This window comes from Kitasatospora purpeofusca (assembly GCF_036010405.1).
Lineage (GTDB): Bacteria > Actinomycetota > Actinomycetes > Streptomycetales > Streptomycetaceae > Kitasatospora > Kitasatospora purpeofusca.
This window is the reverse complement of record NZ_CP108561.1, coordinates 4,233,352-4,259,586: the sequence shown is the minus strand read 5'-3', so window position 1 is coordinate 4,259,586 and position 26,235 is coordinate 4,233,352. Positions and strand designations below refer to the sequence as shown.

At 70.4% G+C, this 26,235-nt stretch carries 23 protein-coding genes; 16 read left to right on the top strand and 7 right to left on the bottom strand.

The window, feature by feature from the left end:
- Positions 1-77: 77 nt before the first annotated feature.
- Both OG715_RS18755 and OG715_RS18750 read right to left on the bottom strand, forming a co-directional pair.
- Complete coding sequence (locus OG715_RS18755) at positions 78-1,760, bottom strand: transporter (RefSeq protein ID WP_266269929.1); 1,683 nt, start codon at positions 1,758-1,760, stop codon at positions 78-80.
- Positions 1,757-2,578: an ABC transporter ATP-binding protein gene (locus OG715_RS18750; RefSeq protein WP_266269927.1), complete on the bottom strand. Its 822-nt coding sequence runs from the start codon at positions 2,576-2,578 to the stop codon at positions 1,757-1,759. Before OG715_RS18750 ends, OG715_RS18755 begins: the two co-directional genes overlap by 4 nt.
- A gap of 290 nt (positions 2,579-2,868) precedes the next feature.
- Between OG715_RS18750 and OG715_RS18745 the strand changes: the two genes are divergently transcribed.
- The 8 genes from OG715_RS18745 (at position 2,869) to OG715_RS18710 (ending at position 12,573) form a co-directional block, all read left to right on the top strand.
- A complete protein-coding gene (locus OG715_RS18745; protein WP_323182137.1) occupies positions 2,869-3,492 on the top strand; it encodes a DUF1707 and DUF4190 domain-containing protein in 624 nt (207 codons plus the stop codon).
- A 497-nt stretch (positions 3,493-3,989) separates the two neighbouring features.
- Positions 3,990-4,361: a 30S ribosomal protein S12 gene (gene rpsL / locus OG715_RS18740; protein ID WP_014144289.1), complete on the top strand. Its 372-nt coding sequence runs from the start codon at positions 3,990-3,992 to the stop codon at positions 4,359-4,361.
- Between the two features lie 2 nt (positions 4,362-4,363).
- The gene (gene rpsG / locus OG715_RS18735) at positions 4,364-4,834 is read left to right on the top strand and encodes a 30S ribosomal protein S7 (RefSeq protein ID WP_030393278.1); all 471 of its coding nucleotides are present in this window, start codon (positions 4,364-4,366) and stop codon (positions 4,832-4,834) included.
- Between the two features lie 39 nt (positions 4,835-4,873).
- A complete protein-coding gene (gene fusA, locus OG715_RS18730) occupies positions 4,874-6,979 on the top strand; it encodes an elongation factor G (protein WP_266269926.1) in 2,106 nt (701 codons plus the stop codon).
- A gap of 197 nt (positions 6,980-7,176) precedes the next feature.
- Positions 7,177-8,370: an elongation factor Tu gene (tuf, locus tag OG715_RS18725; RefSeq protein WP_266269924.1), complete on the top strand. Its 1,194-nt coding sequence runs from the start codon at positions 7,177-7,179 to the stop codon at positions 8,368-8,370.
- 336 nt (positions 8,371-8,706) lie between these two features.
- Entirely contained in the window at positions 8,707-9,687 is a 981-nt protein-coding gene (locus OG715_RS18720; protein WP_266269923.1) for a glycosyltransferase family 2 protein, read from the top strand.
- A 39-nt stretch (positions 9,688-9,726) separates the two neighbouring features.
- Positions 9,727-12,108 carry a hypothetical protein gene (locus OG715_RS18715; RefSeq protein WP_266269922.1) on the top strand — a complete coding sequence of 794 codons (2,382 nt, stop codon included), beginning with the start codon at positions 9,727-9,729 and terminating at the stop codon, positions 12,106-12,108.
- Between the two features lie 78 nt (positions 12,109-12,186).
- Positions 12,187-12,573, top strand: coding sequence for a GtrA family protein (locus OG715_RS18710; RefSeq protein ID WP_266269921.1), 387 nt, complete (start codon positions 12,187-12,189; stop codon positions 12,571-12,573).
- Positions 12,574-12,645: 72 nt separating this feature from the next.
- On the opposite strand, the gene OG715_RS18705 is transcribed toward OG715_RS18710, so the two are convergent.
- The 5 genes from OG715_RS18705 to rfbA form a co-directional block, all read right to left on the bottom strand.
- On the bottom strand, positions 12,646-13,968 hold the full coding sequence (locus tag OG715_RS18705) for an acyltransferase family protein (RefSeq protein WP_266269920.1): 1,323 nt from the start codon (positions 13,966-13,968) through the stop codon (positions 12,646-12,648).
- Positions 13,969-14,090: 122 nt separating this feature from the next.
- Positions 14,091-15,050 carry an NAD-dependent epimerase/dehydratase family protein gene (locus tag OG715_RS18700; protein WP_266269919.1) on the bottom strand — a complete coding sequence of 320 codons (960 nt, stop codon included), beginning with the start codon at positions 15,048-15,050 and terminating at the stop codon, positions 14,091-14,093.
- A 100-nt stretch (positions 15,051-15,150) separates the two neighbouring features.
- Positions 15,151-16,047, bottom strand: coding sequence for a glycosyltransferase family 2 protein (locus OG715_RS18695; protein WP_266269918.1), 897 nt, complete (start codon positions 16,045-16,047; stop codon positions 15,151-15,153).
- A 43-nt stretch (positions 16,048-16,090) separates the two neighbouring features.
- Entirely contained in the window at positions 16,091-16,690 is a 600-nt protein-coding gene (locus OG715_RS18690; RefSeq protein WP_266269917.1) for a dTDP-4-dehydrorhamnose 3,5-epimerase family protein, read from the bottom strand.
- Positions 16,687-17,562: a glucose-1-phosphate thymidylyltransferase RfbA gene (gene rfbA / locus OG715_RS18685; protein WP_266269916.1), complete on the bottom strand. Its 876-nt coding sequence runs from the start codon at positions 17,560-17,562 to the stop codon at positions 16,687-16,689. The genes OG715_RS18690 and rfbA overlap by 4 nt, the downstream gene beginning before the upstream one ends.
- A 117-nt stretch (positions 17,563-17,679) precedes the next feature.
- On the opposite strand from rfbA, the gene rfbB reads away from it, so the two are divergent.
- The 8 genes from rfbB to rplC all read left to right on the top strand — a co-directional run bounded on the left by rfbB (position 17,680) and on the right by rplC (position 26,231).
- Complete coding sequence (gene rfbB / locus OG715_RS18680) at positions 17,680-18,657, top strand: dTDP-glucose 4,6-dehydratase (protein WP_266269914.1); 978 nt, start codon at positions 17,680-17,682, stop codon at positions 18,655-18,657.
- Positions 18,654-20,003: a polysaccharide biosynthesis protein gene (locus tag OG715_RS18675; RefSeq protein ID WP_266269912.1), complete on the top strand. Its 1,350-nt coding sequence runs from the start codon at positions 18,654-18,656 to the stop codon at positions 20,001-20,003. Before rfbB ends, OG715_RS18675 begins: the two co-directional genes overlap by 4 nt.
- 97 nt (positions 20,004-20,100) lie before the next feature.
- Positions 20,101-20,790: a glycosyltransferase family 2 protein gene (locus OG715_RS18670; protein ID WP_266269911.1), complete on the top strand. Its 690-nt coding sequence runs from the start codon at positions 20,101-20,103 to the stop codon at positions 20,788-20,790.
- Complete coding sequence (locus tag OG715_RS18665) at positions 20,787-21,191, top strand: DUF2304 domain-containing protein (protein WP_266269910.1); 405 nt, start codon at positions 20,787-20,789, stop codon at positions 21,189-21,191. Before OG715_RS18670 ends, OG715_RS18665 begins: the two co-directional genes overlap by 4 nt.
- Positions 21,192-21,260: 69 nt before the next feature.
- Positions 21,261-22,853, top strand: coding sequence for a hypothetical protein (locus OG715_RS18660; protein ID WP_266269909.1), 1,593 nt, complete (start codon positions 21,261-21,263; stop codon positions 22,851-22,853).
- A 194-nt stretch (positions 22,854-23,047) separates the two neighbouring features.
- Entirely contained in the window at positions 23,048-24,859 is a 1,812-nt protein-coding gene (locus OG715_RS18655) for a hypothetical protein (protein ID WP_266269908.1), read from the top strand.
- Positions 24,860-25,260: 401 nt separating this feature from the next.
- Entirely contained in the window at positions 25,261-25,569 is a 309-nt protein-coding gene (gene rpsJ, locus OG715_RS18650) for a 30S ribosomal protein S10 (protein ID WP_012785157.1), read from the top strand.
- Positions 25,570-25,583: 14 nt separating this feature from the next.
- Complete coding sequence (rplC, locus tag OG715_RS18645; RefSeq protein WP_266269907.1) at positions 25,584-26,231, top strand: 50S ribosomal protein L3; 648 nt, start codon at positions 25,584-25,586, stop codon at positions 26,229-26,231.
- The last annotated feature ends 4 nt before the right edge of the window (positions 26,232-26,235 follow it).

Sequence of the window (26,235 nt, the reverse complement as noted above, 5' to 3'; positions counted from 1 at the left end):
CGGTCCCCGCCGACCGCCCGCCACCGAAAATCCGCCCGGCACCCCGGTACCCCTGCACCTTCGACCACCGGCGGGTGTCAGCGTTCGACGGCCTTGGCCAGGATCTCCGGGAGGCGCTCCAGCAGCCGCCCGGCGGCGAGGCGGAGCCCGAGGGCGGCGACGGCGGCGCCGTAGAGGGGGCCGGCGAACACCAGCGGCCAGGTGGCGGCGCCGGTGGCGAGGGCCCACACCAGGTAGCCGACGACCGGGGCGGCGACGAGGGCGCTGCCGAACATCGAGCCGAAGCTGTTCAGCATCACCAGCCCGCCCTGGCCCGGGGCGGCGTTGCGCATCGGGTTGTTGTCGGCGGGCATGGTGTACGGCGCGAGCACGCTGAGCACGGCGCCGATCGCGAGACCGCTGCCGAGCAGGGCGAACGCGACGCCGACGGCGGCCGGCAGCCCGGACCAGTCGCCGGTGGCGGCGGCCAGCACCAGGGCGAGCACCAGGGTGACCGGGACGGCGTAGGAGAGGACGGCGTACGCGCGCCCGCGCAGCTCGTCCCGGGCGTCCGCCGGGGTGAGCAGGGTGGCCGCGACCATCCAGAACGCGGAGCCGTCCATGCCGAACAGGTTGAGCATCTGCAGCCCGAGGAACATCCCGGTCATCGCCACCAGGTAGACCGTCGACCAGCCCTGGACGATCGACAGCACGCAGATCACCAGCGTCATCCCGATGCTGGTGAAGACGGCGGCCTTGGCCCGGGGCTCGCGCCAGGCGTAGCGCAGGTGGCGCTGCATCACCGCGCCGGCCCGGCCCTCCGGCAGGAAGCGCGGGCCGCGCCGCGCCCGCTGGACGCCGCGGACGACCTCCACCGTCGAGGCGTCCGCGATGACCATCAGCTGCTGGAGGCTGGCGCGCCACCACCGCAGCAGCAGGGCGAGCAACGCGGCGGTCGCGGCGAGCTGGAGCAGCGCGAGCGGCCACTGCCCCTCGCCCGCGGTGCGCGCCGCGTCGACGGCGCCGACCGGCGGGATCCAGCGCAGCACGGCGGCGAAGGGGGCCAGCGGGCCGAGGTCGGCGCCGTTCTCGCCGGCCTTGCCGAAGACGCTCTGCGAGCCGAGGTTGGCGATCTGCGCCAGCAGCGCGAAGAGCAGGCCGCCGAAGACGGCGAAGTCCTTGCCGCGGCGGCTGGAGAGCAGCCGGGCGTTGCCGGCGGCGACCGCGCGGGAGAGCGTCACCACGGTGAGCACCGCGAGCGGCACCCCGACCGCGCCGGCCACCGCCGAGGCGGCGCCGTGCGCGCCGGACAGCGCGGCGCCGGTGAGCAGCACCAGGCTGATCAGAGGTCCGGGGCCGAGCAGCGCGGCCAGCACCGAGCCGCGCAGCAGTGGTCCGGGCCGCAGCGGCAGCATGGTGAGCCGGGTGGGGTCGGAGCTCTCGTCGCTGGTGAAGAGGAACAGCGGGATCGCGGCCCAGGAGAGGGTGAGCGCGCCGGCCAGGACGACGCCCGCGTCACCGGCGGCGCCGTGCTCGACGTGGTCGTGGAGGACCGTCAGCAGCAGGGCGATGCCGGTCGCGAACAGCAGGCCGACGGTGGCGCCGAGCACGTAGAGGGCGGCGCGGCCGCGACTGCGGCGCAGCCCGTTGCGCAGCAGCCGGAGCTTGAGCGAGACCAGGGTGCGGACGACCGTCCGGTCGTCGGGGATCCCGGCCGCCGGGAGCGGGACGGGAGCCGGGAGCGGGGCCGGGGCCGGAGCCGGGGCGGGGGAGGAGCTCACCGCTCGCCCCCGCCGAGCCAGTCGAGCGACCGGCCGTCGTCCTCGCGGACGCCGATCAGATCGAGGAACGCCTCGTGCAGGCTGCGCCCGCCGCGGACGGTGTCGAGCGGGCCCTGGGCGATGACCCGGCCGGCGCTGATGACGGCGACCCAGTCGCAGAGCTGTTCGACGAGCTCCATCACATGGCTGGAGAAGACGACGGTGGAACCGGCCGCCGCGTACCGCTTGAGCACGCCGCGGATGGTCTGGGCGGAGACCGGGTCGACGCCCTCGAACGGCTCGTCGAGGAAGAGCACGTCCGGGTTGTGCAGCAGGGCGGCGGCGAGGCCGATCTTCTTGCGCATGCCGGTGGAGTAGTCGGCGACCAGCTTGTCGGCGTGGTCGGCGAGGTCGAGGACGGCGAGCAGTTCCTCGGCCCGGCGGTCGACCTCGGCGCCCGGCAGTCCGCGCAGCCGCCCGTTGTACTGGAGCAGCTCGCGGCCGCTGAGCCGCTCGAACATGCGCAGGCCCTCGGGCAGGATGCCGATCCGGGCCTTGGCGGTGACCGGGTCGGCCCAGACGTCGGCGCCGTGGATGAGCACGGTCCCCTGGTCGGGCCGGAGCAGCCCGGTGACCATCGACAGCGTGGTGGTCTTCCCGGCGCCGTTCGGGCCGACCAGTCCGATGAACGCCCCGGTCGGCAGCTCCAGGCCGAGCCCGGCGACGGCGGCCTGGCTCCCGAAGTGCTTCCACAGGCCCTGGATGGACACGGCCGAGGGAACGGCAGGGGGCACGGGGGCGGTCGGGTCGGGGGACGGCGGCGGCGCCGATGCCTGCATGGCGGCTCTCTCTGGTGGTGGTCGGACCGGTCGGGGCCGATCGTCGTTCCATGATCGAAACGGGCCCGACGACAGCCTGCCACCGCCCGGCCGGGCCTGTCTCCTGTGGCGATGCCCCAGGCGTGTCGGGACCAAACGGGTGAACGGTGCGGCGGGGGACGTCCCGCGGAACCGGAGGTGTACCGGATCGGGAGAATCGGCAACTACTCGGAGCCCCCGTTCGTCCTGCACTATGAGAGTCCGACGAACGGGGGGCTCCGTGGTCGCGCGGGGGTACCGGGAGGTGGCGGATGGCCGTTCAGCCGTGGGGTGAGCAGGAGTTCGGGGCGGCCCGGCCGCCGGTTCCGGGCCCGCCCGCGATGCCGTACCCCCCGATGCCGCCGGCCGCCGTGCCGCAGGTCGCGATGCCCCAGGTCGCGATGCCGCAGTCGGCGATGCGGGCGGCGACCGCGGACCGCGAGCGCACGGTGGACGTGCTGAAGGCCGCGTTCGCCGAGGGCAGGCTCAGCGCCGCCGAGTACGGCGAGCGCTTCGAGGCGGCCAGCACCGCGCAGACCTACGGCCAGCTCGCCCGGCTCGTCGCCGACCTGCCGGCCGGGCCGATGGTCGCCCCGCAGATGACGGTGGCGCAGGCCGGACCGGTCCTGGTCCCGGTGCCGCCGACCTTCCTGGCCCCGCCGCCGCCCCGGCCGACCAACGCCCTGGCGGTGACCTCGCTGGTCCTCGGCCTGCTCTGCGTGCCGACCGTCGGCCTGCTGGGGGTGCCGGCCGTGATCACCGGCCACATCGGACGCCGGCAGGCGGCCGAGCGGAACGAGGACGGCGACGGGATGGCCGTCACCGGGATCGTCTTCGGCTGGCTGTCGATCGCCTTCTGGACGACGATCATGCTGACGGTGGCCGTCTTCGGCTGACGGGGCCGGCGCCCGCCGACCCTCCCCGACCCTCCCCGAGGCCCCCGCGGACGGGGCGCGCCCGGCGTGTCCGGTCCGTCACCGTCCGCCGACTCCGGTCGGCCGAGCGCGGGACGAGTTGCGGGGCGCGCCGTGAGGGAGTGTGCTATAAGCATCGGCCGCGGCCTCGGAGGCCCTCGGGGACTCCGTCGCCAAGGCCACGACCTGCGATGTTCCATTTGTTTTGACCGAGCCCGATGCGCTAGGTACGCTCTGACCTTGTGCCTGGGGTGTCCCCGGGTCCTTGTGCGTGCATGCACACCGGTCGCCGCGCCGAGCCGGAGCGCCTTTTACGGCGCGCCGCGCGTGAAGCGCCGTCGCTGTACATCAGCCCACGGGATTCCGTGCCGGAAAAAACCCAACACACCCGACCGCGTGGGTCGAACCACGGGGCCGTGTGCGAGGGAACACCGCAGGTTAGTTCCACCAAGCCTTGGCACACAGAAAACGGAGAAACGGTGCCTACGATCCAGCAGCTGGTCCGAAAGGGCCGGCAGGACAAGGTCGAGAAGAACAAGACTCCCGCGCTGAAGGGTTCCCCGCAGCGCCGTGGGGTCTGCACGCGTGTGTACACGACCACCCCGAAGAAGCCGAACTCGGCCCTTCGTAAGGTCGCCCGTGTGCGCCTCACCAGCGGGATCGAGGTCACCGCTTACATTCCGGGCGAGGGCCACAACCTGCAGGAGCACTCCATCGTGCTGGTGCGCGGTGGTCGTGTGAAGGACCTTCCTGGTGTCCGCTACAAGATCATCCGCGGTTCGCTCGACACCCAGGGTGTCAAGAACCGCAAGCAGGCTCGCAGCCGCTACGGCGCCAAGAAGGAGAAGTAAGAATGCCTCGTAAGGGCCCCGCCCCGAAGCGCCCGGTCATCATCGACCCGGTCTACGGCTCCCCTGTCGTCACCCAGCTGGTCAACAAGATCCTGCTGCACGGCAAGCGCTCCACCGCCGAGCGGATCGTCTACGGCGCCCTCGAGGGCGTCCGCGAGAAGAGCGGCGCCGACCCGGTCGTCACGCTGAAGCGCGCGCTGGAGAACGTCAAGCCCGCCCTCGAGGTCAAGTCCCGCCGTGTCGGTGGCGCGACCTACCAGGTTCCGGTCGAGGTCCGCCCGGGCCGCGCCAGCACCCTGGCGCTGCGCTGGATGGTCGGCTACTCGCGCGCCCGTCGCGAGAAGACCATGACCGAGCGCCTGATGAACGAGATCCTCGACGCCAGCAACGGCCTGGGCGCTTCCGTGAAGCGTCGCGAGGACACCCACAAGATGGCCGAGTCCAACAAGGCGTTCGCGCACTACCGCTGGTAGTCCGTACCCCGTCACTAGACAGAGAGAGAACGAGCCACCATGGCTGCAACCTCCCTTGACCTCGCCAAGGTCCGCAACATCGGGATCATGGCGCACATCGACGCGGGCAAGACCACCACCACCGAGCGGATCCTGTTCTACACCGGTGTGTCGTACAAGATCGGTGAGGTCCACGATGGCGCTGCCACCATGGACTGGATGGAGCAGGAGCAGGAGCGCGGCATCACGATCACGTCGGCCGCGACGACCTGTCACTGGACCGTCGACGATGCCGACCACACCATCAACATCATCGACACCCCGGGTCACGTCGACTTCACCGTCGAGGTGGAGCGTTCGCTGCGCGTCCTCGACGGTGCTGTGACGGTGTTCGACGGTGTCGCCGGTGTCGAGCCCCAGTCCGAGACCGTGTGGCGGCAGGCCGACCGCTACGGCGTCCCGCGCATCTGCTTCATCAACAAGCTGGACCGCACGGGCGCCAACTTCTTCTTCTGCGTCAAGACCATCGTGGACCGCCTCGGCGCGACCCCGCTGGTCATGCAGCTGCCGATCGGTGCCGAGGCGGACTTCCAGGGCGTTGTCGACCTGGTCCGCATGAAGGCGCTGGTCTGGTCCGCCGAGGCGGCCAAGGGCGAGATGTACGACATCGTCGACATCCCGGCCGAGCTGCAGGAGCAGGCGGACGAGTACCGCGAGCAGCTGATCGACACCGTGTCGAACGTCAGCGACGAGATCATGGAGCTCGCCCTCGAGGGCGAGGACATCCCGGTCGAGCTGCTGCAGGACGCGATCCGCAAGGGCACCCTGAACTCGGACTTCACCCCGATCTTCTGTGGTACCGCGTTCAAGAACAAGGGCGTCCAGCCCCTGCTCGACGCCGTCGTCAAGTACCTGCCGTCCCCGCTGGACGTCGAGTCCATCGAGGGCACCAAGCCGGGCGACGACACGGTCAAGATCTCCCGCAAGGCCTCGGACGACGAGCCGCTCGCCGCGCTCGCGTTCAAGATCATGTCGGACCCGCACCTCGGCAAGCTCACCTTCGTCCGGGTCTACTCGGGCCGCCTGGAGTCCGGCACCTCGGTGCTGAACGCCGTCAAGGGCAAGAAGGAGCGCATCGGCAAGATCTACCGCATGCACGCGAACAAGCGTGAGGAGATCGACTCGGTGGGCGCCGGCGACATCATCGCCGTCATGGGCCTGAAGCAGACCACCACCGGTGAGACGCTGTCCGACGAGAAGCACCCGGTCATCCTGGAGTCCATGGACTTCCCGGCCCCGGTCATCCGCGTCGCGATCGAGCCCAAGTCCAAGGGTGACCAGGAGAAGCTGGGCGTTGCCATCCAGCGTCTCGCCGAGGAGGACCCGTCCTTCCAGGTCAACACGGACGAGGAGACCGGCCAGACCATCATCGCGGGTATGGGCGAGCTGCACCTCGAGGTGCTCGTCGACCGTATGCGCCGTGAGTTCAAGGTCGAGGCCAACGTCGGCAAGCCGCAGGTCGCGTACCGCGAGACGATCCGTCAGGCCGTCGAGCGCATCGACTACACCCACAAGAAGCAGACCGGTGGCTCCGGTCAGTTCGCCAAGGTGCAGATCGCGATCGAGCCGCTCGAGCAGGCCGAGGGCTACGAGTTCGTCAACCAGGTCACCGGTGGCCGCGTTCCGCGGGAGTACATCCCGTCGGTCGACGCCGGCTGCCAGGAGGCCATGGAGTTCGGTATCCTCGCCGGCTACCCGCTCCAGGGCGTTCGCGTGAAGCTCCTCGACGGTGCGGCGCACGACGTCGACTCGTCCGAGCTCGCGTTCAAGATCGCCGGCTCGATGGCCTTCAAGGAAGGCGCCCGGAAGGCCAAGCCGGTCCTCCTGGAGCCGATGATGGCCGTCGAGGTCACCACGCCCGAGGACTACATGGGCGACGTGATCGGCGACATCAACTCTCGCCGTGGCCAGATCCGGTCCATGGATGAGCGTCACGGTGCCCGCGTCGTCACGGCGCTGGTGCCCCTCTCCGAGATGTTCGGCTACGTCGGTGACCTGCGCAGCAAGACCTCTGGTCGCGCGAGCTACTCGATGCAGTTCGACTCGTACGCCGAGGTTCCGAGGAACGTCGCGGACGACATCATCGCGAAGGCCAAGGGCGAGTAACGTCCCGACTTTCGGGACGACAGCCACCCCTTAGGCTATTGGGAGGCAACTCGGGAGGATCCGGTCGGATCCTCCCGGGGCCTCCGGCCCCCCACCCAGTGGGACGGCACGGGGTGTCCTCCGGACAGCCCACACAAAACCGATCAAAGACCAACTGACGTCACCACGGCGTACAGAACTGTCCTCAGGAGGACTCAGTGGCGAAGGCGAAGTTCGAGCGGACGAAGCCCCACGTCAACATCGGCACCATCGGTCACATCGACCACGGTAAGACCACGCTGACCGCGGCGATTACCAAGGTGCTGCACGACGCGTACCCGGACATCAACCCCTTCACGCCGTTCGACCAGATCGACAAGGCGCCGGAGGAGCGGCAGCGCGGTATCACCATCTCGATCGCGCACGTCGAGTACCAGACCGAGGCGCGTCACTACGCCCACGTCGACTGCCCGGGTCACGCGGACTACATCAAGAACATGATCACCGGTGCCGCCCAGATGGACGGCGCCATCCTGGTGGTCGCCGCCACCGACGGCCCGATGCCGCAGACCAAGGAGCACGTCCTCCTGGCCCGCCAGGTCGGCGTCCCCTACATCGTCGTCGCGCTGAACAAGTCCGACATGGTGGACGACGAGGAGATCCTGGAGCTCGTCGAGCTCGAGGTCCGCGAGCTGCTCTCCGAGTACGAGTTCCCGGGCGACGACCTGCCGGTCGTCCGCGTCTCCGCGCTGAAGGCCCTCGAGGGCGACGCCGAGTGGGGCCAGAAGCTCCTCGGCCTGATGCACGCCGTCGACGAGAGCATCCCCACCCCGGCCCGCGCCGTGGACCAGCCGTTCCTGATGCCGATCGAGGACGTCTTCACGATCACCGGTCGTGGCACCGTCGTCACCGGTCGTATCGAGCGCGGCATCCTCAAGGTCAACGAGACCGTCGACATCATCGGCATCAAGACCGAGAAGACCACCACCACGGTCACCGGCATCGAGATGTTCCGCAAGCTGCTCGACGAGGGCCAGGCCGGTGAGAACGTCGGTCTGCTGCTCCGCGGCATCAAGCGCGAGGACGTCGAGCGCGGCCAGGTCATCATCAAGCCGGGTTCGGTCACGCCGCACACCGACTTCGAGGCCCAGTCCTACATCCTGTCGAAGGACGAGGGTGGCCGTCACACCCCGTTCTTCAACAACTACCGCCCGCAGTTCTACTTCCGTACCACGGACGTGACCGGCGTCGTGACCCTCCCCGAGGGCACCGAGATGGTCATGCCGGGCGACAACACCGGCATGACGGTCGCGCTGATCCAGCCGATCGCCATGGAGGAGGGCCTGAAGTTCGCCATCCGTGAGGGTGGTCGGACCGTCGGCGCCGGCCAGGTCACCAAGATCATCAAGTAATTGATGCTCTGACTCCTGACCCCTGGTCAGGATGGGCTTGGTGAGGATCCCAGGATCCTCACCAAGCCCTCTGTCTTTGTGCTCAAGACCGTCCACCGGGATCGCGGCACAACGCCGGAGCGAACCCGGGGGTCGGCCCGGACGGTGGGCCACCCACCGTCCGGCCGCGGGGCGCCACCCTTCCGAGGGCGGCGCCCCGTCGGTCTTCCCGAAAAGCGGCGGTCCGGCACCGGTTCGTCGGCCCGCCGGGGTGTCCAGCGCGTCTCATCGGGGCATCATCACCGGCTGCTATTGTCGGCGGCGATCGACCCCACCGGCGGAAAGCGGGAGCAATTCATGACGACGGCGCCCGAGTTGTCGGTGGTCATGCCGATCTACAACGAGCAGGACGCGCTGCCGCTGACAGTCGAGCGACTGCGGCCGATCCTCGACGGGCTGGGTGTCGGTTACGAGGTCGTCGGTGTCGACGACGGCAGCACCGACGCCACGCCGCTGCTGATGCAGAAGATCCGCCAGGACTGGCCCGAGTTCCGGATCGTCCGCTTCTCCCGCAACTCCGGTCACCAGGCGGCACTCAAGGCCGGGCTGCACCGGGCGTTCGGCGACTTCGTGGTGAGCATCGACGCGGACCTCCAGGACCCGCCGGAGAAGATCCCCGAGATGCTGGAGCTCGCCCGCGAGCGGAGCCTCGACATCGTCTACGGCGTACGCGGCGACCGGGGCACGGACAGCTTCTTCAAGCGGCGCACGGCCGGCGCCTACTACTGGCTGATGCGCAAGCTCGTCGGCAAGCGGATGCCGAACCAGGCCGGTGACTACCGGCTCCTCAGCCGCGCGGCGGTGGACGCGCTCAAGGCCCTGCCCGAGCACCAGCCGGTCTACCGGCTGCTGGTGCCGTGGCTCGGCTTCCCCAGCGGCGAGGTGGTCTACGTCCGCGAGGAGCGGGTCGCCGGGGCGACCCACTATCCGCTGGGCAAGATGGTCCGGCTGGCGCTGGACAGCGTGACGAACTTCTCCGCCGCCCCGCTGCGGCTGGCCACCTGGCTCGGTCTGTTCAGCTTCCTGGTCTGCCTGGTGCTCGGCGCCTACACCGCGATCGAACACGCGGTCGGCAACACCGTCCCGGGGTGGTCGTCGTTGTTCATCGGAATGCTGTTCATCGGCGCCGTCCAACTGATCTGCGTGGGTCTGCTCGGCGAGTACGTCGGCCGGATCTACTCGGCGGTCCAGGCCAGGCCCGCCTACTTCGTCGGCTACGACTCGGCCGAGGAGAGCACCGGAGCGGGGGCGGAGAAGCTCTCCGACTGTGTCCGCTAGCGCGCCGGCGGCGGCCCGGAACGTGCGAGGAGGCAGTACGTGGACGGCTACCGGACGACCGCGTCGGAGCGCGGCGCGGAGACGGCCGACGAGCGGGCCGGGTCCTCGGCACCGCTGACCGGGCGGTTCCGCGCGGTCCGGCTGCTGCCGGCCTCGGTCGCCCTGATCGCCGTCCTGGCGGTCCTGCTCGGCTGCGGCACACCGGTCGCGGACGTCGCCCGCTACGCCGGCTACGCGCTGTGGGCGGTGCTGCTCCCCGGCACGCTGGTGTTCCGCGCCCTGCGCCGCCGCCCGCACACCCTGGTCGAGGACCTCGCACTGGGGGCCGTCACCGGTCTGGTGCTGGAGCTCGCCGCCTGGGCCGTGACCGTCCGGCTCGGCCTGCAGTCGGTGGCCGTGCTCTGGCCGCTCGCCGTGGTCCTCCCGTTCGCCCTGGTGCCCGGGCTGCGCCGGCACTGGCGTCCGCGCGGGTACGTGCGGCCGCCGCTGAGCTGGTCGTGGACGGTCGCGGTCCTGGTCGCGCTGACGGCGGTCTACTTCGGCGAGGTCTTCCTGGCCCGGTACCCGATCCTGCCGACGGGGGAGTCGAGCCGGGTGTACGGGGACCTCCCGTACATGATCTCGCTCGCCGGGAACGCGAAGTACCAGATGCCGCCGACCTTCCCGCAGGCGGCGGGGGAACCCCTGCACTACCACTGGTTCACCTTCAGCCACATGGCGATGTCCTCCGTGGTCGGCGGCATCGACCTGCCGGTGGTCGCGATGCGGCTGATGGTGCCGGTGCTGAGCGTGCTCACCGTGCTCACCGTCGCGGTGGCCGCGCACCGGCTGAGCGGCCGGCTCTGGGCCGGGCCGGTGGCGGTGGTGCTGTTCATGGGGGTGGGCGAGTTCTCGGCGACCTACCCCAGCCCCATCGAGTCCTGGCTGTTCGGCGCGCCCGCCGTGGGGCTGCTGTCCTGGGCGAGCCTCTCGCTCGCCTACAGCCAGCCGCTGCTGGTCGCGCTGGCAGCCTCGGTCGGCGCGGTGCTGTGCGAGCGCGTCGGCGGCTCCGACCGGCGGGAGGTGCCTCCGCTGGGGCGCGGGGCCTTCGTCCTGGTGGGCCTGTTCGCGCTGGCCTCCAGTGCGGCCAAGGCCAGTACCCTGCCGGTCACCCTGGGCGGGCTGGCGGTGGCCGGCCTCGCCCTCGCCGTCACCTCCCGGCGGATCCCGCGGGCGGTGCTGCTGCTCGGCGCGATCCTGGTCGGGGCGCAGCTGTTCGCCACCGCGCTGGTCTTCGACTTCCAGAGCTACGGGCTGCAGCTCGGCCTGTTCGGGAACGTCCGGAAGTACTGGGCCGATCCCCAGCTGGGCCCGGCCCCGGTCCGGGCGGCGGTCGCGCTGTCGACGCTGGCGGCGTTCGTGCTCAACCACCAGCTGCGGCTGCTGGGCGCGGTGCCGCTGCTGTGGCGGCGGCGGATGCGTCTGGAGCCGGTGCAGTGGTTCCTGCTCGGGTCGGCGCTCGCCGGACCCGCGGCCTATCTGCTGATCGGCGGCTTCAACGCGAGCTACTTCACCATCGCCTCGGCGCCGTTCGCCGCGCTGCTCTCCGCCTGGGGCTGGTGCGAGCTGGCCGAGCGGGCCGCGCTGCCGCGCCGGGCCTCGGTGGCGCTGGTGGCCGGGGCGGTGCTGGCGGGCGCCGTCCTCACCTGGCTGATCCACCGGTTCTCGGACCGCTGGGCCGACTTCTCGGTCCGCCTGCTGGGCCGGGGCACCGGGAGCCGCGTCCACTGGCCGCTGCTGCCGGTGCTGGCCGCCGCGCTGGTGGTCGCGGTCGCGGCCGTCCTCGGCCTGCTGCTCTGGCGGGGGGCCGGCCGGGTGCGGCCCGCGCTGCGCGGCTCCGGCGGGGTCGTGCTGGTCACCGGTCTGTGCGTGCTGGGGCTGCCGGCGCTGCCGCTGGACGTCCTCCAGGGCCGGGAGTACGGCTGGGACTTCACCTGGGCGCTGTCCGGGCGGCAGATCGAGGCGGCCCGCTGGGTCCGGGCGAACAGCCGGCCCGCGGACGTGCTCGCCACCAACAGCCACTGCTGGCAGTTCGACGACTACGCGAACGACCAGGGGTGCTACAACTACCGCTCGCAGTGGCTCAGCGCGTACTCCGAGCGGTCCGTGCTGGTGGAGGGCTGGGCGTACGCGCCCCGGCTGGTGGCCCGCTCCGGCGGCGACGTGGCCGCCCGGGAGCCCTTCTGGGACCAGCGCCTGTTCGGGCTCAACGAGGACGCCGTGTACCGTCCTACCGCAGAGTCGATCGAGCGGTTGCGGCAGGAGCACCGGGTGCGGTTCCTGGTGGTCGACCGGAAGGCGGGCGCCGAGTCGTCCCGGCTGCGGGAGTTCGCCGAACCGGTCTTCGACAACGGACGGGTCGCCGCGTACCGGCTCCCCTGAGTGGACGGAACGGACGGGAACCCCGCGATGCTTTCGACGGACGACAGGAACGGGCCGCCGCGGGCGGACGGGCAGCCCGTGCGTCGGCAGCTGCCCTCGTTCCTGGTCATCGGTGTCCTCAGCACCCTCTTCTACCTGGGGCTGTTCGTTCTGGCCCGGCAGTTCACCGGGCCGCAGTCGGCCAATCTGCTCGCGCTGGCGGTCAGCGCGGTCGCCAACACCGCGGCGAACCGGCGCTTCACCTTCGGGATCACCGGCTCCGAGGGCGCGGTGCGCCACCAGCTCCAGGGCGCCGTGGCGTTCCTGATCGGGCTGGGGCTCAGCATGGGCGTTCTGGAACTGCTGGACCGCGCCGTGCCGCACGCCCCGCGCGCGGTCGAGGTGGCCGGGCTGGTCGTCGCCAACGGCCTGGCCACGGTGGCCCGGTTCGTGCTGATGAAGATCTGGGTGTTCCGCGGCCGCTGAGTCGGGCGGAGCCGGAACGTGCGGCGCCCGTCCGGAGGGACCGGACGGGCGCCGCGCGTTGCGGTACAGGGGTCAGGCGGAGACCCTGGGCGGCTTCTCGGCCGCCGGCGCCGACTCCGGCGACGGCGCGACGAGCGGGTCGTGGGCGGCGGCCCGGGCGGCGGCGCGCTCCTTGAGCTTGCGGACCGGCCACGGCGTCCAGTTCTTGGCCTTCATCAGCGGCGACTCCAGCAGGTGCCAGGAGAGCGCGGACAGCACCACGGTGCCGGCCATGGCGAGGGCCAGGTACACCGGCTTGCCGTGCTTGGCGTAGCCCAGCATGGCCAGCGCCTGCTCGACGGTGAAGCCGTAGATGTAGATGCCGTACGAGTAGTCGCGCTTGCGGCCGATCTTCTGGAACGGGCGCGGCAGCCGGATGGCCAGCCAGATCAGCAGGTAGGCGAAGGCGGGGTAGCCGAAGACGAAGAGGCCGCCGACCCACAGGCTGAGGCCGAGTACGGCCGCGCTGAGCACCGCCAGGCCGTCGTGGATGACGAGCCGCTCGCGGTAGAGCTGGAAGGTCGCGCCGATCATGAAGATGAAGATCAGGTGAATGATGAAGTGCATCGACATCGCACCGAGGAACGGCACGTAGACGACGGAGTTCATCTCGCCCGGGATGCCGCGCAGGGTGGGCATGTTCACCCAGTCGCGCAGGATGAGCACCCACAGGCCCAGGGCCAGCAGCGGCACGAACTTGCGGGCCCGCTGGAGCACGCCCGCCGCGCCCATCATCCCGATGACGATGTAGCAGAGGATCTCGTACTTCAGCGACCACAGGGCGCCGTTGACGCCGATGTCGAAGTTGGTGCCCCGGTTGCGGCCCTCGGCGATCACCCCGGAGATGTCCCAGCCGGTGCTGATCGAGGTGTTCCAGGTGCCCTTCAGGTAGTTCACCGGCCCCTGCGGGTGGTTCCAGTACCCGTCGAAGGTCCCGTGCTGCCAGTGCCACAGCAGCGGGATGATCACCAGGGCGGAGACCAGCAGCGAGCCCCACAGCCCGGGCAGGATGCGCAGCGCGCGGTGCCAGGAGTAGCGCCCGATGGGCGTCCGGGCACCACTGGCACTGATCATGAAGCCGGACAGCACGAAGAACCCGACGACCGCCATCTTGCCGAGGTCGGTCTGCTCCCCGCTCTTGATCCAGAGCGGGTCGAGGTGCCCCCACGCGATGGGGTACATGTGCGAGACGACCACCGCGGAGGCGAGCAGCAGCCGCAGCAGACCGAAGCTGTTGGCCCGGCCCGAGTACAGCTCGGCGAGGGTCCCGCGCCGGCCGGGCAGCACGGACAGCCACCCGCCGGGTCGGTTGCCGCGGGACTGGGGGGTACCCGACGAGGAGAGCCTGCGAGACATCGAAGCGATCATGCTTTCCTGGAAGTGGTGCCCAGGCGACGGCCTGGTGCACAGGCCCGGTCGGGTCCTTCTCGGATCCTACCGACGGCCGCCGATGGTCATCATGTGTGCTGATCGAATCGTTAGCGTGCGGAAGCGGCGTCGGCCGAGGCGGCCCGCCACAGTTCGGTGACCGCCGAGCGCAGGCTGCGGCTGGGCTGCCAGCCGAGGGCCTTGCCCGCCGCGGTGACGTCGAGCTGCTGCCACTCGGTCTCCGGGCCGGTGCCGTCGGGCGCCGGGACCTCGGTGACCTCGACCGGGACACCACTGGCCTCGATCAGCAGCTCGACCAGCTCGCGCGCCGAACTCGCCTTGCCGAGGCCGATGTTCAGTACGGCGGGGGAGTCCGGGTTGCTCGGGACGGCGGCGATGATCGCGTCCACCGTGTCCTGCAGGTCGACGAAGTCGCGCTGGGCCGTGAGCGGCTGCAGCGCGAGTTCCGCGGTGGTGCCGGCGGTCCGGGCGGCCACGAGCTTCCCGGCCATCACGCCGAGCAGGCTGTGCCCGGGCTGGTGGGCGCCGACCACGTTGCCCAGGCGGAGCACCACGGCGTCCAGGCCCTCGGTGCGCACGGCGTCCTCGATGAGCCGGGTCGCCTGCAGCTTCAGCTGCCCGTAGACCATGGACGGCTTCGGCTCGGAGTCCTCGCCCAGGCTCACGCCGATCGGGCAGAGGCCGTACTCGTGCACGGTGCCGAGGTGGACCAGTCGGGGGGCGGCGGGCATGCTCCGCAGCGCCTCCAGCAGGCGGCCGACCATGCCGACATTGGCGCCGACCATCTGCTCGTCGGTCAGGCCCCACATCCCGCCGGCCGCGTTGATCACCACGTCGATCCGGTGCTCGGCGAGCAGCTCGGCCAGCTCGGCCGGGGAGTCCTCGGTGAGGTCCAGCCGGGCGAACTCGCCGGGCAGCGGCTCGGCCGGTGCCTTGCGGGCGATGGTGAGCAGGTGGTGGCCCCGCTCGTCCAGGGCGCCCAGGATGGTGCGCCCGATGAAGCCCGTGCCGCCGAGGACGGCGATGCGGGGAAGGTCTGAGCTGCTCACGGCCATGGCCTCTGGTTCCGGTCTCGGTCGGGTGGGGCGCCGGGGCGTCGGAGGCGTCGGCCCGGCGGGGGAGTGGAGCGGCAGGGGGCGGAGCGGCCGCTCAGTAGCGGTCGTTGCCGGCGACGTGCCGCAGCAGGGTCTTGGCGCCCGAGCCGTTCCGGCCCTTGACCGCGCCGGGGACCATGGTCAGCGCGTGGATCCGGGAGGACAGGTGCAGGCGGGAGGCCTTGGCGGCGTTCGACCAGCCGTGCGCGTCCAGGCGGTCGGCGACGTCGCGGAAGAAGCGGTTGGCCTCCTCGAAGCGGATGCCGGAGGAAGCCTGTGCCGAGGAGATGCTGACCGCGTGCCGCCGGTACTGGAAGCAGGTCGTGTCGCTGATCATCATCTGCTCCCCGGCCTGCAGCAGGTCGATGACCAGCGCGAGGTCCTGGGTGACCTCCAGGTTGTCCCGGAAGCCGGCCGCGCGGACGGCCTCGGTGCGCCAGCAGATCGACGGGAAGAACAGCCAGTTGCCGCGCAGCAGGCTGATCGCGAGCTCCTCGCCGCCCATCAGCTTGCGGCCGTTGACCTTGGGCGCGTAGATGCGCTTCTTGGCCTGGTCGACGAGGCCCTCGGCGGGCCGGTCGTTGCCGTCGATGACCTGGACGCCCGGCTGGACCATGCCGATGTCCGGGTTGTCCTTGAGCACGCCCCGGACGGTGGCGACGTAGTCGGGCAGCATGATGTCGTCGGTGCCCATCATGACGAAGTTCTCCTCGCGCACCAGGCCGAGGCACTTCCGGTAGTTGCCCGTCACGCCGAGGTTCTGCTCGTTGCGCTGGTAGGAGACCCGGGCGTCCCCGAGCTGGGCGAACCAGCCGGGGACGTCCGGCTCCTTGCCGTCGTCCACCACGGTGAGCCGCCAGTTGGGGTCGCTCTGGGCCAGGATGCTGCGCACGGCGGCCTGCATCAGCGCGACGTTGCCGTAGTAGGGCAGCATGATGTCAAGAGTTGTCATGGACGGCACACCAGGTTCTGGGATAGTGGGGACGGCGGGAAGGCTACTGACCGCTGAGCGACCGGCGGAACCGCAGGCACTCCTCGTAGTCCGGCAGCAGGCCGGTCTCCAGGGCCTGGGCCAGCGTCGGCGCGGCGTCGTCGCGGGCCGACAACTGGGGCGCGTCGGTCGGCCACTCGATCGCGAGGTCCGGGTCCAGCGGGTGCACCGCGTGCTCGCCGGTCGGGTTGTAGGTCTCCGAGCAGACGTAGGACAGCGTGGCGTCGTCGGTCAGCGCGCAGAAGCCGTGGCCGAGGCCCTCGGAGATGTACACCGAGCGACGGTCCACGTCGTCGAGCCGGACGAACTCCGAGTGGCCGAAGGTGGGGGAGCCCACCCGCAGGTCGACGATGACGTCGAGCACCGCGCCGCGCACGCAGCTGACGTACTTGGCCTGTCCCGGCGGGACGTCGGCGAAGTGGATGCCGCGCACCACGTCCTTCGCGGACACCGAGAGGTTGCCCTGGGCCATCCGCAGCGGGTGGCCGACCACCTCGGAGAGGTGGTCGAAGCGGTACCACTCCATGAACAGCCCGCGGGGGTCGCCGTGCTGCTGCGGCGTGACCTCCCAGGCGCCCTCGATGGACAGCTCGCGGAACTTCATCGCGCGGCCTCCTCGTCGAGCAGGTCCACCAGGTACTGGCCGTAGCCGCTCTTCAGCAGCGGCTCGGAGAGCTCCCGCAGCTGCTCGGAGGTGAGGAACCCGGCCCGCCAGGCGGCCTCCTCGACACAACCGATCTTGAAGCCCTGGCGCTCCTCGATGACCCGGACGAACTCCGAGGCCTGGACCATCGAGACGAAGGTGCCGGTGTCCAGCCAGGCGGTGCCGCGGTCCAGGACGGTGACCTGCAGCTCACCCTCCTTCAGGTACGCCTCGTTGACGGCGGTGATCTCCAGCTCGCCACGGGCGCTCGGGGTGATGCTGCGGGCGATCTCCACCACGCGGTTGTCGTAGAAGTACAGACCCGGCACCGCGTAGCGGGACTTGGGCGTCTCCGGCTTCTCCTCGATCGAGATGACCTGGCCGGCCTCGTCGAACTCCACCACGCCGTAGGCGGTCGGGTCGGCGACCGGGTAGGCGAACACCATGCCGCCATTGGGGTCGGTGCGCTGGGCGAGCCGGGTGCCGAGGCCACTGCCGTGGAAGATGTTGTCGCCGAGGATCAGCGCGACGGGCTCGTCGCCGATGAAGTCGGCGCCGAGGACGAAGGCCTGGGCGATGCCCTCCGGCCGCTCCTGCACGGCGTACTGCAGGTCGAGGCCGAGCTGCGAGCCGTCGCCGAGGAGCCGCTCGAACTGCTCACGGTCCTGCGGAGTGGTGATGATCAGAATCTCGCGGATCCCCGCCATGATGAGCGTGGAAAGCGGGTAGTAGATCATCGGCTTGTCGAAGACCGGGAGAAGCTGCTTGGAAACGGCCCGGGTCAGGGGCCAGAGGCGGGAACCGGTGCCGCCCGCAAGAAGAATGCCGCGCATGGCGCACACCTTACGTGGCCCGGGTAACCGGGCGGCAACCAGGCGGTGCCGGGCCGTTCCGGCCCGGGGCACCTGGTGCGATGGGCGCTGCGCGCGCGCACTATACTCAGCCGCATTATGCGCATCCTCGTCACCGGCGGCGCCGGATTCATCGGTTCCCAGTTCGTGCGCGCGCTGCTGGCGGGGGACCCCGCGGCTCGTGTCACCGTTTTCGACAAGCTGACCTACTCGGGCGTCGAGGAGAACCTCGCGCCGGTCGCCGATCACCCCGGCTACTCCTTCGTCCGCGGCGACATCTGCGACGTCGACGCCGTCGACGCGGCGATGCCGGGCCACGACGCGGTGGTGCACTTCGCCGCCGAGTCGCACGTGGACCGCTCGATCGCGGGCGCCGGCCCCTTCGTCATGACCAACGTGGTGGGCACCCAGGTGCTGCTCGACGCGGCCCGCAAGCACGGCGTCGGCCGCTTCGTCCACGTCTCCACCGACGAGGTCTACGGCTCCATCACCGAGGGCTCCTGGACCGAGGAGTGGCCGCTCTCGCCCAACTCCCCGTACTCCTCCTCCAAGGCGGCCTCGGACCTGCTGGCGCTGGCCTACCACCGGACCCACGGCATGGACGTCGTGGTCACCCGCTGCTCCAACAACTACGGGCCGTACCAGTTCCCCGAGAAGGTCATCCCGCTCTTCACCACCAACCTGATCGACGGCAAGAAGGTCCCGCTGTACGGCGACGGCGGCAACGTCCGCGACTGGCTGCACGTCTCCGACCACTGCCGCGGCATCGACCTCGCCCTGCGCAAGGGCCGCGCCGGTGAGGTCTACAACATCGGCGGCGGCACCGAGGCCACCAACAAGGAGCTCACCGGGCTGCTGCTGGAGGCCGCCGGGGTGGGCTGGGAGATGGTCGAGTACGTCGAGGACCGCAAGGGCCACGACCTCCGCTACTCGATCGACATCAGCAAGATCCGCGAGGAGCTCGGCTACGAGCCGCAGGTCCGCTTCGAGGACGGCCTCGCCGAGACCATCGCCTGGTACCGCGAGAACCGCGCCTGGTGGGAGCCGCTCAAGGTGAGGGCCGCGCAGCAGTCGTGAACGACCAGGGCAGCAAGGCGCCGGAGCGCCGTTCCGCGCTGGCCAAGGCTCTCGGCGCCCTCCCCCCGGGCACCCAGCTGGTCATCGGGGGGACGGTGCTCCTCGGCGCCGCCTCCTACGTCCATCTCATGGCGGCCGGCTACAGCCTCGGCAAGCCGCAGATGGCCTCCGTCTCGCTGCTCTGGACGATCCTGATGTCCGTCGGGCTGGGGCTCTTCTTCCCGATCGAGCAGGAGCTCACCCGGATCGTGGCCGCCCGAGTGGTCGGCGGCCAGGGTGCGGGGCCGGTCGTCCGACGGATCCTGGTGGTCGCCGCGGTCGTGCTGGCGGTGCTGACCGTCGGCATGGCCGTCGCCGCCCGACCGCTGGCCGACACCTTCTTCGACGGGCGTCGCGGCATGGTCGCGGCGCTCGCCGCCGCGTTCGTCGCGATGGCCGCGGGCAACGTCACCCGCGGCGTGCTCGCGGGCCTCAACCGGTTCGGCGCGTACGGCACGCAGCTCGCGGTGGACGGCGCGCTGCGCATCGCGCTGGCCGTCGGCTGCGCGCTGGCGGACGTCCGCTCGCCGCTGGCCTTCGCGCTCGTCCTCACCGTCGCGCCGCTGGTGGCCGTGGTGGCCACGCTCAAGCCGCTGCGTGCCGGCCTCACGGCCGGGCCGCCGATCGGCTGGGGCGCGCTGGGCTCGGGTCTCGCCCCGCTGGTCGCCTCCACCCTGCTCTCGCAGGTCGTGGTCAACGCCGCGGTGGTCTCCACCCAGCTGCTCGCGCCGCACGACGCCGCGCTGGTCGCGGGCCTGCTGAACGCCGTGGTCCTCGCCCGGGTGCCGCTGTTCGTCTTCGGCTCGCTCCAGGCGTCACTGCTGGCCGGGCTGGCGAGCGCGGCAGCCGCCGGGGACCGGGCCGGTTTCTCGAAGCTGCTGGCACGCACCTGCGGCGTGGTCGTCGTGCTGGGAGTCGCGGGAGGCATCCCCGCCACGATCCTGGGCCCCTGGCTCATCCAGGTGCTCTTCAAGGCGGACGACGTGCTCGGTTCGCTCGACTTCCTCTGGATGTCGGCCGGCACGCTCTGCTACATGCTCGCGATGGTGCTCGGCCAGGCGCTGCTGGTCCTGCACCGCCACCGTCTCCAACTGCTCGGCTGGGCGTTGGGAACTGTTGGATTGGTCGTGACCACACTGGTACCTGGGGCCGTCGCGACCCGGGTTTGCCTCGCCTACACTATGGGTTCGTTGGCCGCGTGTGCGTGCATGGTCGCGGCGGTCTGGCTCACGTTCCTGCGTCGGCCCCCGCACGTTCGGTCCCGGGCTGACGAAGCCGCCACTCCCTCAATGGTGGATTCGCTGTGACGACCTCCGGCGCGACGGCGCGCCGACGTCGGAACCCGCACCCCGTTCCCCTTCGCACCCCGAAACTCGCGGCCGCCGGCTGCGGCATGGAGTCTTGATGTCCGACTATGACGACGTATGGCTGGTGATTCCCGCCTACAACGAGGGAACCGTCATCGCCGACGTGATCGAGAACGCCCGGAAGATCTTCCCGAACATCGTCGTGATCGACGACGGGAGCACGGACGACTCGGCCGAGACCATCATGACCACCGGCGCCCACCTGGTGCAGCACCCGGTCAACCTCGGCCAGGGCGCCGCACTGCAGACCGGTTTCAAGTACGCGCTCAGGCAGCCCGGCGCCAAGTACTTCGCCACCTTCGACGCGGACGGTCAGCACCAGACCCCTGACGTCGAGAAGATGGTGGCCCTGCTGCGTGCCGACGAGGCGGACGTCGTGCTCGGCTCCCGCTTCATCGAGCAGACCGGTGAGGTGCCGTGGATCAAGCGCGTGGTCCTGCGGACCGCCGCGACGATCAGCCCCACCGCGCGCAAGCTCAACCTCACGGACTCGCACAACGGCCTGCGGGTGATCAACCGCAAGGCTGCTTCCCAGCTCCGTATCACGATGAACGGCATGGCTCACGCCTCCGAGATCGTGGCCATGCTGGCCGCCTCGGACCTGCGGGTCATGGAGGTGCCGGTGGACATCCTGTACACCGAGTACTCCCGCTCCAAGGGTCAGTCGCTGATCAACGGCGTCAACATCCTCTTCGACATTTCGCTCAGGGAGCGTGGCCGCAAGTGAAGTACATCTGGATCCAGCTGCTGCTCATGGTCGGCACGGGCGTCCTCGTGCTCGCCTTCGTCCGCCGCTGGGACGCCGCGCACACCCGGGCCTGGAAGCGGATGGCGTTCTTCGCCTTCGTGGTGGCCAACGTGTACGCGGTGCTGCGTCCCCAGGACGTCACCTGGATCGCCAACAAGCTCGGCGTGGGCCGCGGCACCGACCTGGTGCTCTACCTGCTCGTCGTGGGCATGGCGTTCATGACCCTCAACACCTTCATGCGGTTCCGCTCGCTGGAGAAGAAGCTGACCGACCTCGCCCGCACCGTCGCCGTCAACGACGGTCAGCGGGTCAACGACGACCGGTTCGGCGACGAGGCGGAGCAGCTGCGGGCCGGGTCGGAGAAGGTTCTGCCGCGCTGAAGGGCCCGGGTCCCGGGGGGACTTCGACGGATCCGTAGCGCCCGATAGTCGGTTGGAGAACAAGGAGACATGTCAGTACAGGCCGACGGGCCTCGAATACGCCTGCCCAGGAGGCTGTGCCTGGCAGGAGTGGAGCTCGGCGCCGGGGCGGTGGTGGCCCTCGGGTTCACCAAGCTCTGCATGTCGATCGACGTGAATCCGATGCAGCGGGTGGGGCAGGTCAGCGGCCTCGCCGGCCTCCAACTCCGATTCATCGCCGTATTCGTGGTCCTGGCACTCCTCTGGTGGGCGTTCAGTCGTCGGCTGTCCCGTCCGCTGGCCCTCCGGCTGGCCTGCTGTTCTCTGGCCGGCCTGGCCACCGGCCTCTACGCGGGTGGTGTCGCGGTCACCCTGCGCGGCACCGCCCTGCCGCCGAACGGCGTGCTCGGTGACGCCGGCCAGCTCCAGCTCTGGGTCGCGGACATCCAGAACGGTCGGCCGATCTCCGGCGTCTACCCGCCGCTCTTCCCGCACCTGCTGACCTGGTGGACCGAGCTCTTCCACCCGGACCGGCCCGGCGCGGCCCTGAAGGTGCTCGGCCTGGTCCTGATCGCGCTCACCGGGCCCGCGGCGTACCTGGCCTGGCGGATGCTCCTGCCGCCGCTCTGGTCCCTGGGGATCGGCGTGGTCTCGGTCTTCCCGATCGTGCACGCCGCCAAACCGTACGTCGACATCGTCCTGATCATGCTGATCCCGGTCCTCGCCAAGTTCATGGCGGGACTGCTGGGGGCACGGGCGATGACCACCCGGACCCTGCTGCTGACCGGGGCCGGGTACGGGCTGGGCCTGTCGGCGCTGTTCCTCTGGTACTCGGGCTGGTTCGTCTGGTCGGCGCCCGGCGCACTCGCCGCGTTGGCCCTGCTGCTCTTCCGGCTCGGCAAGGAGGGCCGCACCCCCCTGCTGAGGGCGGCCGCCATGCTGGGCACCACGGCGGCCGTCTTCCTCGCCGTGAGCGGCAGCTACCTGGTCCGACTGCTGGGCATGGCGGGCACGCCGGACACGTACATGTACTTCGACACCTTCGTCGACCCGGCCTACTTCGCGATGTGGCAGGGCGACCAGCCCGGGCAGTTCGCCACGGCGGTCTGGCCGCTCCCCGGGGAGCTCGGCGGGGTCGGTGTCTTCGCGCTGCTGCTCGTGGCCGGTCTCGGCGTCGCCCTCTGGCTGGGGCCGACGCTGCCGGTGGTCCAGGTGGCCGGTCTGTGCATGCTCGGTGCCTTCGGACTGCGCTACTGGTTCGCCTCCCACATGGAGCGGGACCAGCTCGTCCAGCTGTACCCGCGCACCTCGGCGGAGCTGCTGTACTGCGCGATCGTGCTGTGCGGGATGGCCGGCTACCTGGTCAGCCAGAAGCTCACCGGCCGGTCGCCGCTCGCTCTGATCGGGGGACGCAAGGGGCCGGTCCCGGCCCTGCGGACCAGTGGAGCGGTGCTGTGCGCGCTGGCCTTCTTCTTCTCGATGGCGGGCTCGGCGACCGTGGACCGCTTCATGCCCCGACAGGACGGCTCCTGGGGCACGTTGACGTGGGTCGCCCAGACCACGGAACAACCCGGCGGAGGGTGCCCGCGCTATGCCCCCGAGGGCAAGTGCACCCCGTTGCGCGAGGCCTGGGCCAGGAGGTAGGGCCGCCGGCCCCGTCCTGGTCCGGCCGGCGGCGGCCGCTTCCGCCGGAGCGGTTCGCGATCCGTACCCGGTACCTTGGCTTCGGAGAACGCAGCGGAGACCCGTTTTCGCCAGTAGCTTCGGACCGCGCGCGTCCGCCGGCCGAGATGCCTGGCGGTGCCGTCTTCCGGTGAGAACACCTAGGAGAGACACCCGTGGATCAGAGCACAGCCGTCGCCGCAGAGGGCGGGACGGACACACGGCCAGGTCCGGCGCCCGCCGGTCCGGCCGACCGGGCGGTACACCCGGTCGTCGAGCGGCTGCGGGCGCTCACGGCACTGCGCTGGTTCTGGCCCGCCGCGCTGTTGGCGGGGTACGCCGCGCAGGTGGCGTTCCGGCTCTCGCTGTCGGTCGAGAACTACTACCCGTCGGTCCACGCGGACGAGGACTCCTACCTCGTCATCGCGCGCGTGCTGGCGGGCCACCCGACCACCGAGATGCCCGTCGGCGTGGTGATTCCCGGCGGTTATCCGCTGCTGCTCACCCCGGCGCTGCTGATCGCGAACAACGCCGCCAGCGCGTACCACATGATCATGGGCATCAACGGGCTGCTCAACGCGCTGGTGTTCCCGCTGGTGTTCCTGGCGGCCCGGCGCCTCGGTCTGGGCCGCGGGCTCGCGTTCGCGGTCGGCACCGCGGTGGCCCTGGTGCCACCGGTGATCTTCTACTCCCAGTTCGTGATGTCGGACACGGTCTTCCCGGTGATCCTGCTCTGCTGGCTGCTGGCCATGCACAGCTGGCTCTCGCCGGGCACGCTGCGGCGCCGGGCCCTGTACGCGGCCGGCACCGGCCTCGCCGCCGGGTACGCCATGGCCACCCACGACCGGGGCGGTGTGGTCGTGGCGGTCACCGCCGCGGTGATGCTGGTCGTGCTGGCCTTCGGCTGGGTGCAGCGGCTGGCCTCGCTCGCAGGCCTGGGCGGGCTCGCCGTGGGCGTCGGCTTCTCCAAGGCCCTGGCGATCTACGTCGAGGGCAAGTTCAAGGAGGCGCCGAGCACGGTCGGCACCCAGGTGATCGACAACCTGACCAACAGCGACCTGATCGGCACCACGCTCACCCGGTTCTCCGGCCAGCTCTGGTACTTCATGACCTCGTCGTGGGGCTTCGGCGCGGTCGCCTTCGTGCTCTGCGTGGTGGCCGTGTTCGGCCGCCGGTTCGAACTCGCCGACCGGGTGGTCGGGTTCTGCATGGTGGCCCTGCTGTGCGGGATCGCGCTGGCCTCGGCGGCCGGGCTCCCGGCCTCGGACAACCGGGTCGACAACTGGGTGTACGCCCGGTACGTCGCGCCGCTCGTCCCGATATTCCTGACGGTCGGCTTCGCCGCGCTGTACCGCTTCACCGCCGGCCGGCTGGCCCGGCTGGCGGCCGGCGCCGCGGTGCTCACGCTCGCGCTCGGCCAGGTGGTCCTGGGCTACGCCGGAAGCGACCTCAAGCGGTACGTGATCCCGTGGGGCGTCCCGGACGCGCAGTTCCTGGCCTCGCAGTGGGACGGCCTCCACATGGGCCGCACCACGCTGGCCGCGCTCCTGGTGCTCGGCGCCTGCCTGCTGCTGAGGTTCGCCGGCGGGCAGCGGGTGGTCTGGGCCGTGACGCTCTGCGTGGCGCTCTTCGCGACGTTCGCGACGCTCACCATCACCGACCAGATCGCCCAGCCGCACTACAAGTACCGCAAGTGGGAAGCGGTCGGGATCGTCAAGGACGCCGGTCTGAAGAAGACCGACAACGTCATCATGGACTGGGACCTCGACTGGAGCATCCGGATGTCGCTCCCGTTCGAGATCTACGAGGGCCGGGTCTGGACCAACAACGTCAAGGCCGGCAACGAGCCGCAGGGCTCGGCGAACGCGGTGCTGCTCCGGCTCTACAAGGACGTCGAGCCCGAGGAGAGCTGGCCGTCCTCGCCGGCCGGCTGGCAGCTGGCGAAGTACGACCAGAACAAGGAATGGGTGCTCTGGCGCAAGGGCTGAGCCGTCAGCGCGGTGCGTCCCCGACCGGGGCCGGTGAGGCAGGATGCCTCACCGGCCCCGATTGGCTTTCCGGCTCCCACCTGTGGCAGTATGTCCAAGTTGCTCGGTTGAGTGCCGATGCTGCGCGCCTCCCGCCGGGAGGACCGGAAGCGAGTCCCATCTACTCGTCGTTCCCGTGATGGCCGTCAAGCGTGTGTGTTACGCCACGGCAGCTGCGGGGCGAAAGTACGGGAATCTTCCGGGAAGCGTGTGCGGGGTATCAGCCCGGCCCCCCTTTTTCCCCAAAGTTTGAAACCGACGAGTCAATCGCCGGTTTTTTGCAAGCGCGAGTGCGACACGCCCGAGCGCGGGGGTCGGAGGAGGGTCGTGCAGCGACTTGACAGAAGGACTACAAGGTAGCCATGGCGGGACAGAAGATCCGCATCCGGCTCAAGGCCTACGACCACGAGGTCATCGACTCCTCGGCGAAGAAGATCGTCGAGACGGTGATCCGTACTGGTGCGCAGGTCGCAGGCCCGGTGCCGCTGCCCACTGAGAAGAACGTGTACTGCGTCATCCGCTCGCCGCACAAGTACAAGGACTCGCGCGAGCACTTCGAGATGCGCACTCACAAGCGTCTGATCGACATCCTCGACCCCACGCCGAAGACGGTTGACTCGCTGATGCGTCTCGACCTGCCGGCCGGCGTCGACATCGAGATCAAGCTCTGAGAGGCGCACCGAAGATGGCTAAGCAGATTAAGGGCATCCTGGGCGAGAAGCTCGGCATGACCCAGGTCTGGGACGAGAACAACCGGGTCGTTCCGGTGACCGTCGTCAAGGCTGGGCCCAATGTCGTGACCCAGGTCCACACCGCCGACAGCCCGGCCGGCTACGACGCCGTCCAGATCGGCTTCGGCGAGATCGACCCCCGCAAGGTGAACAAGCCCCTCGCGGGCCACTTCGCCAAGGCCGGTGTCACCCCGCGCCGCCACCTGGTCGAGCTCCGTACCTCGGACGCGTCCGAGTACACCCTGGGCCAGGAGATCACCGCCGAGCTGTTCGAGGCGGGTGTCAAGGTCGACGTGACCGGCACCTCCAAGGGCAAGGGCTTCGCCGGTGTCATGAAGCGCCACAACTTCCGGGGCCTCGGCGCCGGTCACGGCGTGCAGCGCAAGCACCGTTCGCCCGGTTCCATCGGTGGCTGCGCCACCCCGGGCCGCGTGTTCAAGGGCCTGAAGATGGCCGGCCGGATGGGTCACGAGCGTGTGACCACCCAGAACCTGACCGTGCACGCGGTTGACGCGGAGAAGGGTCTGCTCCTTATCAAGGGTGCGATCCCGGGCCCGAACGGCGGCCTCATCCTCGTCCGCACCGCGGCGAAGGGGCTGTGAAGGA

What these genes read in the sequence shown, in the direction of transcription:
- OG715_RS18750 (WP_266269927.1), bottom strand. Translation starts at nt 2,578, where the DNA reads ATGCAGGCATCGGCGCCGCCGCCGTCCCCCGACCCGACCGCCCCCGTG.
- OG715_RS18745 (WP_323182137.1), top strand. Translation starts at nt 2,869, where the DNA reads ATGGCCGTTCAGCCGTGGGGTGAGCAGGAGTTCGGGGCGGCCCGGCCG.
- rpsG (WP_030393278.1), top strand. Translation starts at nt 4,364, where the DNA reads ATGCCTCGTAAGGGCCCCGCCCCGAAGCGCCCGGTCATCATCGACCCG.
- fusA (WP_266269926.1), top strand. Translation starts at nt 4,874, where the DNA reads ATGGCTGCAACCTCCCTTGACCTCGCCAAGGTCCGCAACATCGGGATC.
- OG715_RS18720 (WP_266269923.1), top strand. Translation starts at nt 8,707, where the DNA reads ATGACGACGGCGCCCGAGTTGTCGGTGGTCATGCCGATCTACAACGAG.
- OG715_RS18705 (WP_266269920.1), bottom strand. Translation starts at nt 13,968, where the DNA reads ATGTCTCGCAGGCTCTCCTCGTCGGGTACCCCCCAGTCCCGCGGCAAC.
- OG715_RS18695 (WP_266269918.1), bottom strand. Translation starts at nt 16,047, where the DNA reads ATGACAACTCTTGACATCATGCTGCCCTACTACGGCAACGTCGCGCTG.
- OG715_RS18690 (WP_266269917.1), bottom strand. Translation starts at nt 16,690, where the DNA reads ATGAAGTTCCGCGAGCTGTCCATCGAGGGCGCCTGGGAGGTCACGCCG.
- rfbA (WP_266269916.1), bottom strand. Translation starts at nt 17,562, where the DNA reads ATGCGCGGCATTCTTCTTGCGGGCGGCACCGGTTCCCGCCTCTGGCCC.
- rfbB (WP_266269914.1), top strand. Translation starts at nt 17,680, where the DNA reads ATGCGCATCCTCGTCACCGGCGGCGCCGGATTCATCGGTTCCCAGTTC.
- OG715_RS18670 (WP_266269911.1), top strand. Translation starts at nt 20,101, where the DNA reads ATGTCCGACTATGACGACGTATGGCTGGTGATTCCCGCCTACAACGAG.
- OG715_RS18660 (WP_266269909.1), top strand. Translation starts at nt 21,261, where the DNA reads ATGTCAGTACAGGCCGACGGGCCTCGAATACGCCTGCCCAGGAGGCTG.
- rpsJ (WP_012785157.1), top strand. Translation starts at nt 25,261, where the DNA reads ATGGCGGGACAGAAGATCCGCATCCGGCTCAAGGCCTACGACCACGAG.
- rplC (WP_266269907.1), top strand. Translation starts at nt 25,584, where the DNA reads ATGGCTAAGCAGATTAAGGGCATCCTGGGCGAGAAGCTCGGCATGACC.